The sequence below is a fragment of the Streptomyces ardesiacus genome, from assembly GCF_003112575.1.
Lineage (GTDB): Bacteria > Actinomycetota > Actinomycetes > Streptomycetales > Streptomycetaceae > Streptomyces > Streptomyces ardesiacus.
The window spans coordinates 127,146-140,566 of the sequence record NZ_BEWC01000001.1; the positions used below are offsets into that span (position 1 = coordinate 127,146).

Below are 13,421 nucleotides of genomic sequence, written 5' to 3' on the forward strand. Positions count from 1 at the left end.
GCCCCGAAAGGAACACCTGATCACCGTGACGGCCCAGCAGAACACCTCGTTGGCCAGCTTCACCGGCGACGCCCAGCCCTACGGAGGCGGCGACCCGTACGCGGACTACCGCACCGCCGACCTTCCCTTCACCCAGTACGCCAACCTTGCCGACCGGCAGCTCGGCGCGGGTGTCGTCGCCGCCAACGACGAGTTCTTCGCCCAGCGCGAGAACCTGCTGGTGCCCGAGGCCGCCGAGTTCGACCCCGAGCACTTCGGGCACAAGGGCAAGGTCATGGACGGCTGGGAGACCCGCCGCCGGCGCGGTGTCTCGGCCGAGCAGCCCTGGCCCGCCGAGGAGGACCACGACTGGGCCCTGATCCGCCTCGGCGCCCCCGGTGTCGTCCGCGGCATCGTCGTCGACACCGCCCACTTCCGCGGCAACTACCCGCAGGCCGTCTCCGTCGAGGGCGCCTCGGTCGCGGGCTCCCCGTCCCCCGAGGAGCTGCTCGCCGACGACGTGAAGTGGACGACCCTCGTCCCGCGCACCCCGGTCGGCGGCCACGCAGCCAACGGCTTCGCCGTCTCGGCCGAGCAGCGCTTCACCCACCTGCGCCTCAAGCAGCACCCCGACGGCGGCATCGCCCGCCTGCGCGTGTACGGCGAGGTCGTCCCCGACCCCGCCTGGCTCACCGCCCTCGGCACCTTCGACGTGGTCGCCCTGGAGAACGGCGGCCAGGTCGAGGACGCCTCCAACCTCTTCTACTCGCCGGCCACCAACACCATCCAGCCGGGCCGCTCCCGCAAGATGGACGACGGCTGGGAGACCCGCCGCCGCCGCGACCGGGGCAACGACTGGATCCAGTACCGCCTGGTGGACCGCGCGCAGATCCGCGCGATCGAGATCGACACGGCGTACCTCAAGGGCAACAGCGCCGGCTGGGCGTCCGTCTCCGTCAAGGACGGGGAGGACGGCGAGTGGCGCGAGGTGCTCCCGCGCACCCGGATGCAGCCCGACACCAACCACCGCTTCGTCCTGCCCGAGGCGGCCGTCGGCACGCACGCGCGCGTGGACATCTTCCCCGACGGCGGCATCTCCCGCCTGCGCCTGTTCGGCTCCCTGACGGAGGACGGCGCGGCCCGCCTCGCCGCCCGCCACCAGGAACTGGGCGGCTGACCCGGCCGCCGCTCGGCACGGACCCGCGGGGCGCACCGGCTGGACAGCACCGGTGCGCCCCGCGCGCATGCCCGCGGGCGGGGCGCCGGGGCGGCTACGCCGCGTGGCCGCCGTCGACCGCGAACTCCGCGCCGGTGACGTAGGAGGCGGTCGCCAGGTACGCCACGGTCGAGGCGACCTCGTCCGCCGTGCCGAAACGGCCCAGCGCCGTCAAGGCCGCCTGCCCCTGCGCGAAGGGGCCGTCCGCCGGGTTCATGTCGGTGTCGATCGGCCCCGGGTGCACGATGTTCGCCGTGATGCCGCGCGGGCCCAGCTCCCTGGCCAGCGCCTTGGTCATGCCGATCAGCGCCGACTTGCTCGTCGCGTACAGCGTCCCGCCGGGCCCCGGCACCCGCTGCGTCATGCAGGTGCCGACGGTGATGATCCGCCCGCCCGCGGTCATGCGGGCCGCGGCCGCCTGCGAGGCGAGGAAGACACCGCGGACGTTCACGGCCAGCAGCCGGTCGACATCGGCGGGGGAGAGGCTCTCCAGGGGACCGAGCAGGCCGAGGCCCACGTTGTTGACCAGCACGTCGAGACCGCCGCCGAGCGCCGTCGCGGCCCGCTCGACCGCGCCCGCCGCCTCGTCCGCGTCGGCGGAGTCGGCCCGCAGGGCGACCGCCCGGCGCCCCAGCGCTTCCACCGCGCGTACGACGTCCCCGGCCGCGTCCTCGCCGTTCACGTAGGTGAGGGCGACGTCCGCGCCGTCGCGCGCCAGGCGCAGGGCGGTCGCCGCGCCGATGCCCCGGCTGCCGCCGGTCACCAGGGCGGTGCGGCCGCTCAGGGGAGCGGTGGTGGAGGGTGCGAGGGGATCCGTGTTCGTGTTCATGGGTCCATCCCAGCCGGGCCGCCGTACCGGTGCTGGCGGCCAACGGACATCGACCTGACCGGCGGCCGGGGCTGCGCCGGCGACGGCGCGACGGCGCCGAAAACCCATGGGACGTCCCGGGAAACTCCACATTCTTGTCATTGACATGCCACTGTCTACGCGCGTCATCATGAGACATGCGATTCCCCCCACGCGCCGCCCGGCTCGGCGCAGCAGCCGCAGTCCTGTCCGCCCTCCTCGTGGGCGGCACCGTCTCCGCGACCCCGTCCGGCGCCGCCCCCGCGGCGGTCGGCGACATCTGCTACAGCGACCTGCCCTCCCAGGCCCACGACACGCTCGACCTGATCGAGCAGGGCGGTCCCTACCCCTTCGAGCAGGACGGGACCGTCTTCCAGAACCGGGAGGGCATCCTGCCCAGCCAGTCCTCCGGGTACTACCACGAGTACACGGTGATCACGCCGGGCTCCGACACGCGCGGAGCCCGCCGGATCGTCACCGGTGAGGCGAACCAGGAGGACTACTACACGGCCGACCACTACGCGTCGTTCGACCTCGTCGACCACGGCTGCTGAGGGGCGGGTTCACGCGGGCGGGCGGCTCTCGGCGGCGGCGAAGAGCGCGGCGCCGAGAGCGAGCAGGGCCAGGCTCGCGTACACCTCGTAGCCGTCGAGGAAGCCGATCCGCCGCACCAGGCCCACATTCCAGTCCGTGAACTCGTGGACCAGGCCCATCGCACCCTGCAGTACGGCGAGGAAGCCCGCGATCTCCAGCAGTTTCTTCATGGTGAAGACCCTCGCCCCGCGGTCCCCCCACACACATCGGCCGCGGGGCGAGTACCGCCCGACGGAAGGCCCCGTCGCGCGCGGCGCGGCGCGCCGAAAGTCGCCGGTCCCGCGACTTTGGTCGGCGATCCCCCCGGCCCGGCCGTCCCCGCCGCCGGCCCTGCGTAGATTTGTCGACCGTGAACACTGACCAGCAGGCCACGGCGCCCCCGGCCCTCGCGAAACGGCGCTGGGTGCTGCCGGCGGCGCTCGTCGAGGACCTGTACCCGCAGTCCGGGCGGCCCGGAGGGCGGCCCCGGCGCACCGCACGCGACTGGGTCGTCGACTTCGCCCTCTTCCTGCTCGCGGCGGCCGTCGGGCTGCTGACCGTCGACGCGCTGGAGCAGGAACCGGGCCTCTCACCGGCCATGGCCGTCGTCGACCAACTGGTCGGGGCCCTGTCCTGTGCGGCCGTCTGGCTCCGGCGGCGGTGGCCGGTCGGGCTGGCCGTGGCGATGGTGCCGCTCTCCCTCGTCTCCGCCACCGCGGGCGGCGCCGCCCTCGCCTCCCTGTTCACGCTCGCCGTGCACCGTCCCCTCCGGTACCTGGCCTGGGTGGGGACGGCCGGTCTCCTGACACAGCCCCTGTACTACTGGATGCGCCCGGAACCGGACCTGCCCTACCTGGCGTCGATCGCCATCGGCACGCTGCTCACCGCCACCGTCGTCGGCTGGGGCCTGCTGGTCCGTTCCAAGCGTCAGCTGCTGCTCAGCCTGCGCGACCGCGCCCGGCACGCCGAGGCCGAGGCGCGGCTGCGGGGCGAGCAGGCGCAGCGGCTGGCCAGGGAGGCCATCGCCCGCGAGATGCACGACGTCCTGGCCCATCGGCTGACGCTGCTCAGCGTGCACGCGGGCGCCCTGGAGTTCCGGCCCGACGCGCCCCGGGAGGAGGTCGCGCGGGCAGCCGGTGTCATCCGTGAGAGCGCGCACGAGGCCCTCCAGGACCTGCGGCAGATCATCGGCGTCCTGCGGGCGGCGGACTCCGACGACGCGGGCCGTCCCCAGCCGACGCTCGTGGCCCTCGACGCACTGGTCGCGGAGTCCCGCGCGGCCGGCATGAAGGTCACCCTCGCCGACCGCGTCCCCGACCCCGCGGCGGTCCCCGCCTCCGTCGGCCGCACCGCGTACCGCATCGCCCAGGAGGCACTGACCAACGCGCGCAAGCACGCCCCCGGCACCGAGGTCACCGTGTCGGTCGCCGGAGCGCCGGGCGACGGCCTCGCCCTGTCGGTGCGCAACGCCCCGCCGCGCGGCGAGGTGCCGCACGTGCCCGGCTCCGGGCAGGGCCTGATCGGACTGACCGAGCGGGCCACGCTCGCGGGCGGCACCCTGGAGCACGGGCCCACCCCCGCAGGGGGCTTCGAGGTGCGGGCGAGGCTGCCGTGGACGGAGTGAGGCGGAGGAAGCGGGCGGCGGACCGGCGGACCGTGGCCCCGGGGGTCTCGCCGCGGGGCCACAAGGCGGCGGCACGGGAGTGAAGTCGCCGCCCGGCGGCCGTGATTACTTATGTCCATGACTGCGATCAAACTCCTCCTCGTCGACGACGACCCCCTCGTGCGGGCGGGGCTGGCCCTCATGCTGGGCGGGGCCGACGACGTCGAGATCGTCGGCGAGGCCGCCGACGGGGACGAGGTCGGCCCGCTCGTCGACCGCACCCGCCCGGACGTCGTCCTCATGGACATCCGGATGCCGGTGGTGGACGGCCTCACCGCGACCGAACGGCTGCGCGCCCGCGCGGACGCGCCCCAGGTCGTCGTGCTCACCACGTTCCACGCGGACGAACAGGTACTGCGGGCGCTGCGCGCCGGTGCCGCCGGGTTCGTCCTGAAGGACACCCCGCCCGCGGAGATCCTGGATGCGGTGCGCAGGGTGGCGGCCGGCGACCCCGTCCTGTCGCCCGCCGTCACCCGTCGGCTGATGGAGCGGGCGGCCGGTGCCGGCCCCGACACACGGCGCACGCGCGCGCGAGCCCGGGTGGACACGCTCAACGACCGCGAACGCGAGGTCGCCGTCGCGGTCGGCCGCGGCCTGGCCAACGCCGAGATCGCCGCCCACCTCTTCATGAGCGTCGCCACCGTCAAGGCCCACGTCTCGCGCGTCCTGGCCAAGCTCGGCCTGAACAACCGGGTGCAGATCGCGCTGCTGACGTACGACGCGGGCCTGCTCGACGCGTTCCAGGACGACGGGCACGACGATCCGTCCGCGAGGTGAGGCCGTCGGCAGGGACGCCGCGCCGCCCGCTACGAGACCGGTGACGAGACCGGTGACGAGGCCGTGCGGGCGTCGTAGGCGGCGCGGGCGTCGTCGATCCGGGCGAGGTGCGCGAGGCTCCATTCGAGCAGGGGCGCGGTGGCTTCGCGCAGGGTGACGCCCATCTCGGTGAGTTCGTAGCTGACGTGCGGCGGCATGACGTCGTGGACGGTGCGGGTGACGATTCCGTTGCGCTCCAGGCTGCGCAGCGTCACGGTGAGCATGCGCTGGCTGATCCCCTCGACGGCTCGCTTGAGTTCGGTGAAACGGCGCGGTCCGTGCCTGAGGTTGCGCACGACCAGCAGCGACCACTTGTCCCCGACGATGTCGAGCACCACCCGGGTCCGGCACGCGTCGCCGGGAGAGGCTGCCGGTGGGAGACCGCCGAGCCCTGCGTCCATGGTTACCTCCAGAGAACCGAGGCACCGAAAAGTGCCTTATTGCACCCTCTCTTTCGCATGATCCAGGATGTGGTCAGTCGAAAAAGAGTACCGAGGCACTGATGGTAACCGTCCGGCATCGATCCGGCGGCGTGCACGCGACCGTGCCCCACTGCCTCGGCAGAGGAAGGCTGATGCAGTCATGACCACGTTCTTTCTGGTGCACGGCGCCTGGCACAGCGGGCAGAGCTGGGAGCGGGTGGTGCCGCTGCTGGAAGCAGCCGGCCACCGGGTGCTCGCTCCGTCCCTGACCGGCTACGGCGACAAGGTGGACCTCGCGGGGCCCGAGGTGGGACTCGACACGCACGTCGACGACGTGGTCGGGCTGATCACCGAGGAGGACCTCGACGACGTCGTGCTCGTCGGCCACAGCTACGCGGGACTGGTGATCTCCTCGGCGGCCAACCGGATCCCGGAACGGGTCGCACACCTCGTCTATCTCGACGCGATGGTCCCGGAGGACGGCGAGTCCGCCGTCGACGTCCAGCCCGTGACGCGGCGGCTGATCGAACTCGCCGAGCAGTCCGGGAGCGGCTGGCGCGTGCCGCCGCTGCCGGAGCAACCGGCGCCCGTCGGCCTGTTCGGCGTCACCGACCCGGCTGACGTCGCCTGGCTGCGCTCGATGCTCTCGGACCAGCCGGTGCGTTGTCTGCAGCAGCCGGTGCGCCTGGACAATCCGGCGGTGAACGCGATCCCGCGCACCCACATCCACAACGTGGGCGCCGGGCCCGCGGGCATCATCCGCCGTCCCGTCCCGCCGGTGCAGCCGAACGGCGATGCCGCGCAGGTCTGGGAGCTGCCGACCGGCCACGACTGCATGATCACCATGCCGGTCGAACTGAGCGAACTGCTGCTCAAGCTGGCCTGAGCACCGAGGACGTCCGGGGCATGCCGGCGACGTCGGTGACGTCGCCGACGGGGCCGGAGGCCCGCCACGCGCCCCTGTCCCTCATCCCGTCACGGAGGCCGCGGCCCCGGGCACCTCCGACAGCCGTACCGGCCGCCGCTCGCGGCGGGAGAGGTCGCAGGCCTCGGCGATCCGCAGGGCCTGCAGTGCCTCGCGCCCGTCGCACGGGTTGGCCCGCTCACCGCGCACGACCTGCACGAACGTGCTCAGCTCGGCCTCGTAGGCGGGGCCGAAACGCTCCACGAAGCCGGTCCAGGGCTTGTCCGCGGCCGGCGGCCCGGTCGGCTCGGTGGACGCGATCGGCGTACGGTCGTCCAGGCCCACGACGATCTGGTCCAGCTCCCCGGCCAGCTCCATGCGGACGTCGTACCCCGCCCCGTTCAGCCGCGTCGCCGTCACCGTGGCCAGGGTGCCGTCGTCCAGGGTGAGCAGCGCGGCGCCGGTGTCCACGTCGTCTGCCGCGCGGAACATCGGCGGACCGGCGTCGGACCCGGCGGCGTACACGTCGACGACCTCCCGCCCGGTCACCCAGCGCAGCACGTCGAAGTCGTGGATGAGCGTGTCCCGGTAGAGCCCGCCGGACTGCGGCAGGTACGCGGCCGGCGGCGGGGCCTGGTCGCTCGTCACCGCGCGGACGGTGTGCAGGCGGCCGAGCCGCCCGGACCGCACCGCCTCACGGGCGCCCGTGTAGCCGGTGTCGAAGCGGCGCTGGAAGCCCATCTGGAGGACCGTGCCGGCGGCCTCCACCTCGGCGATCGCCTGTAACGTGCCGGGCAGGTCCAGCGCGATGGGCTTCTCGCAGAACACCGGCAGCCCCGAGCGGGCCGCCCGGCCGATCAGCTCGGCGTGGGCCGGCGTCGCCGTGGTGATCACCACCGCGTCCACGCCCCACCGGAAGATCTCGTCCACTCCCGGTGCCGCCGTCTCGCCCAGCCGGTGGGCCAGGTCCTGGGCCCGCGCGAGGTCGGCGTCGGTGAGGATCAGGGACCCGACGTCGCGGTGGCGGCTGAGCGTGTTGGCGTGAACGGTGCCGATGCGGCCCGTACCGATGACCCCGATGCGCATGGAATCAAAGTGGGCTCACAGCCCGTGGCCTGTCAATGCGTATGTCCGGACAATCGGACCGCACAGCTTCCCGTCCCCTGCCCGCGGGGCTACGCTCGGCCCGTGCCGAAACCAGAAGTGGATCCCACCGTGTCGCTGGACCTCAGCGTGGATCGCAGCAGCCCCGTGCCGCTGTACTTCCAGTTGGCGCAGCAGCTCGAGGCGTCGATCGAGCACGGCGCCCTCACCCCCGGCAGCCTGCTCGGCAACGAGATCGAGCTGGCCGCGCGGCTCGGCCTGTCCCGGCCCACCGTCCGCCAGGCCATCCAGTCGCTCGTCGACAAGGGCCTGCTCGTGCGGCGCCGGGGTGTCGGCACCCAGGTCGTGCACAGCAAGGTCCGGCGCCCGCTGGAACTCAGCAGCCTCTTCGACGACCTGGAGGCGGCCGGACAGCGCCCGGCCACGAAGGTCCTGGTCAACACCGTCGTTCCCGCGACCGCCGAGGTCGCCGCCGCGCTCGGTGCGGCCGAGGGCGGCGACGTGCACCGCGTCGAGCGGCTGCGGCTGACGCACGGCGAGCCGATGGCGTACATGTGCAACTACCTGCCGCCCGGCCTCCTCGACCTGGACACCGGACAGCTGGAGGCCACCGGCCTGTACCGGCTGATGCGCGCCGCCGGGATCACCCTGCACAGCGCCCGGCAGACCATCGGCGCCCGCGCCGCCACCGACGGCGAGGCGGAACGGCTCGGCGAGGACGCGGGCGCGCCGCTGCTCACCATGGAGCGCACGACGTTCGACGACACCGGGCGCGCCGTCGAGTTCGGCACCCACACCTACCGGCCGTCCCGCTACTCCTTCGAGTTCCAGCTGCTCGTGCGCTCCTGAACCGCCTCGCTCCTGCGTCCTGAACCGCCTCGCTCCCGCGCCCCCGAACAGCCTTGCCCGTGCGCCGTTGGGCAGCGTTCTCGGCGCGGGCGCCCGCGTGCGGGTTCGTCGCCATGTCCGGACAATGTGACCGCCGGACGCTCCCCGGAGGAACGCGCTCCGCTTGTGTGTCGGACAATGGGGCGTTTGGGGTTTCCAGAACCCGGCAGCCGGGCCCCCGTGCCCGGCGCGCACGCACAGCACGACCAGCACAGCACGGCAAGAAGGGCACGGCCTCGTGGCACGGTTTCGGACATGGGTGGGCATCGCGCTGGCCGGGGCACTGTCGGTGTCCCTGGCCGGCTGCAGCAGCACCGGCGGCAAGCGCGCCGAGGACGCCCGCAAGGCCGCGTCGGCCCAGGGCAGGGCGGCGGTGGACACCCCCCGCTGGACCTTCGCGATGATCACCCACTCGGGCGACGGCGACACCTTCTGGGACATCGTCCAGAGCGGCGCCGAGCAGGCCGCCGTCAAGGACAACATCAACTTCCTCTACTCCCACGACGACGAGGCGCAGCAGCAGGCCCAGCTCGTGGACGCGGCCATCGACAAGAAGGTCGACGGCATCGTCGTCACGCTCGCCAAGCCCGACGCGATGAAGTCCGCCCTCGCCCGCGCGCACAAGGCGGGCATCCCCGTGATCACGGTGAACTCCGGCTCCGCGGAGTCCAAGGAGTTCGGCGCCCTCACCCACGTCGGCCAGGACGAGACCATCGCGGGCGAGGCCGTGGGCGACGAGCTGAACCAGCGGGGCCGCAAGCAGGCGATCTGCGTGCTCCACGAGCAGGGCAACGTCGGCCACGAGCAGCGCTGCGACGGCGTCGAGAAGACCTTCGACGGCAAGGTCCAGCGGCTCTACGTCAACGGCACCAGCATGCCGGACGTGCAGTCCGCCATCGAGGCCAAGCTCCAGACCGACAAGTCCGTCGACGCCGTCGTCACCCTCGGCGCCCCCTACGCCGACACCGCCGTCAAGGCCAAGCAGGGCGCCGGCAGCAAGGCCGAGATCGACACCTTCGACCTCAACGCCAAGGTGGCCGCCGGACTCGAGGACGGCACCCTCGGCTTCGCCGTCGACCAGCAGCCCTACCTCCAGGGCTACGAGGCCGTCGACCTGCTGTGGCTGTACAAGTACAACGCCGACGTCCTCGGCGGCGGCCGGCCCGTGCTCACCGGGCCGCAGATCATCACCAAGGACGATGCCGCGGCCCTGGCCGACTACACGAAGCGGGGCACGCGATGAACGCCACGCAGGTGAAGGAGGCCGACGAACGGCTCCTGCGGACCTCTCCGCTGCGCAAGCTCCTCGGCCGCCCCGAGCTGGGCTCCGTCGTCGGCGCGATCGCCGTCTTCGTCTTCTTCGCGTTCTTCGCCGACAGCTTCCTGCGCGCCTCCAGCCTGAGCACCGTGCTCTACGCCGCCTCGACGATCGGCATCATGGCCGTCCCGGTGGCCCTGCTGATGATCGGCGGCGAGTTCGACCTGTCCGCGGGCGTCATGGTCACCTCCTCGGCGCTGGTGTCGTCGATGTTCAGCTACCAGATGACCGCCAACGTCTGGGTCGGCGTCGGCGTGTCGCTGCTGGTCACCCTGGCGATCGGCGCCTTCAACGGCTTCATGCTCACCCGGACCAAGCTCCCCAGCTTCATCATCACGCTCGGCACGTTCCTCATGCTGACCGGCCTGAACCTGGGCTTCACCAAGCTCATCGACGGCACCGTCTCCACCAAGTCCATCGCCGACATGGAGGGCTTCCCCTCCGCCCGCGACGTCTTCGCCTCCACGGTCACCGTCGGCGGCGTCGGCTTCAAGGTGACCATCCTGTGGTGGTTCGCGCTGGTCGCCGTCGCGAGCTGGATCCTGCTGCGCACCCGCGCGGGCAACTGGATCTTCGCGGTCGGCGGCAACAAGGACGCCGCCCGCGCGGTGGGCGTTCCGGTCACCGGGACCAGGATCGGCCTCTACATGGGCGTGGGTCTCGGCGCCTGGATCTCCGGCCAGCACCTGCTGTTCTCCTACGACGTCGTCCAGTCCGGCGAGGGCGTGGGCAACGAGCTGATCTACATCATCGCGGCCGTCATCGGCGGCTGCCTGATCACCGGCGGCTACGGCAGCGCCGTCGGCTCGGCGGTCGGCGCCCTCATCTTCGGCATGACCAGCAAGGGCATCGTCTTCGCCGAGTGGAACCCCGACTGGTTCAAGTTCTTCCTCGGAGCGATGCTGCTCCTCGCGACCCTGCTCAACGCCTGGGTCCGCAAGCGCGCGGAGGCCACCAAGTGACGCAGACCGCAAGCCGGACGGCACTCGTCGAGCTGTCCGGCGTCAGCAAGAACTACGGCAACGTCCGCGCCCTCGAAGGCGTGTCCCTGGAGGTCCACGCCGGGGAGATCACCTGCGTACTGGGCGACAACGGCGCGGGCAAGTCCACCCTCATCAAGATCGTCGCCGGGTTGCACCGGCACGACGGCGGCACGCTGCGGCTGGACGGCGAGGAGACCCGCCTGTCCTCCCCGCGCGAGGCCCTGGACCGCGGCATCGCCACCGTCTACCAGGACCTGGCCGTCGTCCCCCTCATGCCGGTCTGGCGCAACTTCTTCCTCGGCTCCGAGCCGCGCAAGGGCGTCGGCCCCTTCAAGCGCATGGACGTCGACCACATGCGCCGCACCACCCACGCCGAGCTGCTGCGCATGGGCATCGACCTCCGCGACGTCGACCAGCCCATCGGCACCCTCTCCGGCGGCGAGCGCCAGTGCGTGGCGATCGCCCGCGCGGTGTACTTCGGCGCGAAGGTGCTCGTCCTGGACGAACCGACGGCGGCCCTCGGCGTCAAGCAGTCGGGAGTGGTCCTGAAGTACGTGGCGGCGGCCCGCGACCAGGGTCTGGGTGTCGTCCTCATCACTCACAACCCGCACCACGCGTACCTGGTGGGAGACCGCTTCGTGCTGCTGAAGCGGGGCACGATGGTCGGCAACCACGAGCGCGAGGACATCACCCTCGACGAGCTGACACGGCAGATGGCAGGCGGAAACGAGCTCGACGATCTGCGCCACGAGCTGGAACGGGCCCAGGCGCGCGGGGAAGGGCGCGAGTAACCACGACGCGCCCGCACCCGCCGGCGGACCGGGCCCCCGCCCCCCTGTCGCATTCGGCGCCCGGCACAGCCGTGCGGCACAATCGCACCCGATGAGCACCTACCGCGACTTCACCGCCCCCATCGGCTCCCGCCGCGCCCCGGTCCTGCGCACCGTGGGCACGAGGGAACGCCGCTCGCACCTCTCGGCACCCCGCGTGCCCACGGTCGGCATCGACATCGGCGGCACGAAAGTCATGGCGGGCGTCGTCGACGCCGACGGCAACATCCTGGAGAAGCTCCGCACCGAGACCCCGGACAAGTCCAAGAGCCCGAAGGTCGTCGAGGACACGATCGTCGAGCTGGTGCTGGACCTCTCCGACCGGCACGACGTGCACGCCGTGGGCATCGGCGCGGCCGGCTGGGTCGACGCCGACCGCAACCGCGTCCTGTTCGCCCCCCACCTGTCCTGGCGCAACGAGCCGCTGCGCGACCGCCTCGCCGGCCGCCTGGCCGTCCCCGTCCTCGTGGACAACGACGCCAATTCCGCCGCCTGGGCCGAGTGGCGCTTCGGCGCCGGCCGCGGCGAGGACCACCTCGTCATGATCACGCTCGGCACCGGCATCGGCGGCGCGATCCTGGAGGAGGGCCAGGTCAAGCGGGGCAAGTACGGCGTCGCCGGCGAGTTCGGACACATGCAGGTCGTCCCCGGCGGCCACCGCTGCCCCTGCGGCAACCGCGGCTGCTGGGAGCAGTACAGCTCGGGCAACGCCCTGGTCAGGGAGGCCCGCGAGCTGGCCGCCGCCGACTCGCCGGTGGCCTACGGGATCATCGAGCACGTCAAGGGCAGCATCGGCGACATCACCGGTCCGATGATCACCGAGCTGGCCCGCGACGGCGACGCCATGTGCGTCGAGCTGCTCCAGGACATCGGGCAGTGGCTCGGGGTCGGCATCGCCAACCTCGCCGCGGCCCTCGACCCGTCCTGCTTCGTGATCGGCGGCGGGGTCAGCGCCGCCGACGACCTGCTGATCGGCCCCGCGCGCGACGCCTTCAAGCGTCAGCTCACCGGCCGCGGCTACCGCCCCGAGGCCCGCATCGTCCGCGCCCAGCTCGGCCCCGAGGCCGGCATGGTGGGCGCCGCCGACCTGGCCCGGCTGGTCGCCCGCCGGTTCCGCCGGGCCAAGCGGCGCCGCGTCGAGCGGTACGAGCGCTACGAGCGGTACGCCGAGGCCCGCCGTACGTCCCAGGAGTCGCTGTGACGGAGACCCTGCCCCAGCAGGCGGCGTCCCCGGAGGATCCCGGGCCGCCGGGCGAGGACCGACGGCACATGATCCGCCGCCGTGCGCTCACGCTGCTGATCATCGTGCTGCTCATCGGCGTCCCGGCCGGCTACCTCGCGATCTCCGCCGGCCAGAGCCGCGACAGCGGCAGGGACAAGGAGGCGAAGTACGCGGCGACCGGCATGACCGAGGGCTGGCCCTCCAAGCTGCAGCGCCGCATCTACGAGGTGCCCGTCCCGGTCCCCTCGGACGAGGTCGCGTACTACGAGACGAACAACTGGAAGACCAGCCGCCTCTACGTCCAGTTCCAGACCACGAACGCGGGCCTCGACGTCTTCCTGGCCGGGCTGGGCGTCGACCGCGACGCGCTGAAGAAGGACAAGATCGCGATCAGTGACCGCGCCCAGCGGGTCACCGGCTGGGAATTCGGCGGCTCCGGCTCCTGGTGGGGTGTCGTCAAGGAGCAGGAGAACCCGGCGCCGACCCAGGACGTCGTCGTGAACATGGACAACCCCGACTATCCGATGGTCTACGTCGTCTCGCACACCGTTCCCTAGGCCCTGTCGTCGCCTTCCCCTCGTCCACCCGGCGGGAGCGCCCGGAGGGCGGGCCCGGCGGGAGGCCGCCGGAGCCGATTGTCAGACCCCGCCCGTAGA

The 13,421-nt window shown here is 72.5% G+C and carries 15 protein-coding genes; 11 read left to right on the forward strand and 4 right to left on the reverse strand.

The features are described 5' to 3' along the window. Positions 1 to 25: 25 nt before the first annotated feature. Positions 26 to 1,156: an allantoicase gene (gene alc, locus Sdi02f_RS00500; protein ID WP_108932482.1), complete on the forward strand. Its 1,131-nt coding sequence runs from the start codon at positions 26 to 28 to the stop codon at positions 1,154 to 1,156. Positions 1,157 to 1,250: 94 nt separating this feature from the next. Here alc and Sdi02f_RS00505 read toward each other — a convergent pair whose 3' ends face one another. Continuing rightward, positions 1,251 to 2,024: an SDR family oxidoreductase gene (locus Sdi02f_RS00505; protein ID WP_030403466.1), complete on the reverse strand. Its 774-nt coding sequence runs from the start codon at positions 2,022 to 2,024 to the stop codon at positions 1,251 to 1,253. A gap of 176 nt (positions 2,025 to 2,200) precedes the next feature. Between Sdi02f_RS00505 and Sdi02f_RS00510 the strand changes: the two genes are divergently transcribed. Then, on the forward strand, positions 2,201 to 2,596 hold the full coding sequence (locus Sdi02f_RS00510; RefSeq protein WP_030403467.1) for a guanyl-specific ribonuclease: 396 nt from the start codon (positions 2,201 to 2,203) through the stop codon (positions 2,594 to 2,596). Positions 2,597 to 2,605: 9 nt separating this feature from the next. Here Sdi02f_RS00510 and Sdi02f_RS00515 read toward each other — a convergent pair whose 3' ends face one another. After that, on the reverse strand, positions 2,606 to 2,806 hold the full coding sequence (locus tag Sdi02f_RS00515) for a hypothetical protein (protein ID WP_031084396.1): 201 nt from the start codon (positions 2,804 to 2,806) through the stop codon (positions 2,606 to 2,608). A 170-nt stretch (positions 2,807 to 2,976) separates the two neighbouring features. Between Sdi02f_RS00515 and Sdi02f_RS00520 the strand changes: the two genes are divergently transcribed. Continuing rightward, positions 2,977 to 4,239 (forward strand): sensor histidine kinase, encoded by a 1,263-nt coding sequence (locus Sdi02f_RS00520; protein WP_037800081.1) that lies wholly within the window; start codon positions 2,977 to 2,979, stop codon positions 4,237 to 4,239. Between the two features lie 117 nt (positions 4,240 to 4,356). After that, positions 4,357 to 5,055, forward strand: a complete 699-nt coding sequence (locus Sdi02f_RS00525) for a response regulator transcription factor (RefSeq protein WP_031185803.1) — start codon at positions 4,357 to 4,359, stop codon at positions 5,053 to 5,055. Positions 5,056 to 5,084: 29 nt separating this feature from the next. Here the strand turns inward: Sdi02f_RS00525 and Sdi02f_RS00530 are convergent, their stop codons facing one another. Next, positions 5,085 to 5,495, reverse strand: coding sequence for a winged helix-turn-helix transcriptional regulator (locus Sdi02f_RS00530; RefSeq protein ID WP_031084402.1), 411 nt, complete (start codon positions 5,493 to 5,495; stop codon positions 5,085 to 5,087). 181 nt (positions 5,496 to 5,676) lie between these two features. Here Sdi02f_RS00530 and Sdi02f_RS00535 point away from each other — a divergent pair, with 181 nt between their 5' ends. Then, positions 5,677 to 6,402, forward strand: a complete 726-nt coding sequence (locus tag Sdi02f_RS00535) for an alpha/beta fold hydrolase (RefSeq protein WP_030403472.1) — start codon at positions 5,677 to 5,679, stop codon at positions 6,400 to 6,402. A gap of 81 nt (positions 6,403 to 6,483) precedes the next feature. On the opposite strand, the gene Sdi02f_RS00540 is transcribed toward Sdi02f_RS00535, so the two are convergent. Continuing rightward, on the reverse strand, positions 6,484 to 7,506 hold the full coding sequence (locus Sdi02f_RS00540) for a Gfo/Idh/MocA family protein (RefSeq protein WP_031084403.1): 1,023 nt from the start codon (positions 7,504 to 7,506) through the stop codon (positions 6,484 to 6,486). Positions 7,507 to 7,635: 129 nt separating this feature from the next. Here Sdi02f_RS00540 and Sdi02f_RS00545 point away from each other — a divergent pair, with 129 nt between their 5' ends. From Sdi02f_RS00545 to Sdi02f_RS00570, 6 genes are all read left to right on the forward strand, one after another. Beyond that, positions 7,636 to 8,373 carry a myo-inositol degradation transcriptional regulator gene (locus Sdi02f_RS00545; protein WP_107049733.1) on the forward strand — a complete coding sequence of 246 codons (738 nt, stop codon included), beginning with the start codon at positions 7,636 to 7,638 and terminating at the stop codon, positions 8,371 to 8,373. A 277-nt stretch (positions 8,374 to 8,650) separates the two neighbouring features. Beyond that, positions 8,651 to 9,655, forward strand: a complete 1,005-nt coding sequence (locus tag Sdi02f_RS00550; protein WP_030403475.1) for a sugar ABC transporter substrate-binding protein — start codon at positions 8,651 to 8,653, stop codon at positions 9,653 to 9,655. Further along, complete coding sequence (locus tag Sdi02f_RS00555; protein WP_031084406.1) at positions 9,652 to 10,692, forward strand: ABC transporter permease; 1,041 nt, start codon at positions 9,652 to 9,654, stop codon at positions 10,690 to 10,692. The genes Sdi02f_RS00550 and Sdi02f_RS00555 overlap by 4 nt, the downstream gene beginning before the upstream one ends. Beyond that, positions 10,689 to 11,504: an ATP-binding cassette domain-containing protein gene (locus Sdi02f_RS00560; RefSeq protein WP_030403477.1), complete on the forward strand. Its 816-nt coding sequence runs from the start codon at positions 10,689 to 10,691 to the stop codon at positions 11,502 to 11,504. Before Sdi02f_RS00555 ends, Sdi02f_RS00560 begins: the two co-directional genes overlap by 4 nt. A 91-nt stretch (positions 11,505 to 11,595) precedes the next feature. Further along, a complete protein-coding gene (locus tag Sdi02f_RS00565) occupies positions 11,596 to 12,744 on the forward strand; it encodes an ROK family glucokinase (protein WP_030403478.1) in 1,149 nt (382 codons plus the stop codon). Further along, positions 12,741 to 13,322: a hypothetical protein gene (locus Sdi02f_RS00570; RefSeq protein WP_030403479.1), complete on the forward strand. Its 582-nt coding sequence runs from the start codon at positions 12,741 to 12,743 to the stop codon at positions 13,320 to 13,322. The genes Sdi02f_RS00565 and Sdi02f_RS00570 overlap by 4 nt, the downstream gene beginning before the upstream one ends. The last annotated feature ends 99 nt before the right edge of the window (positions 13,323 to 13,421 follow it).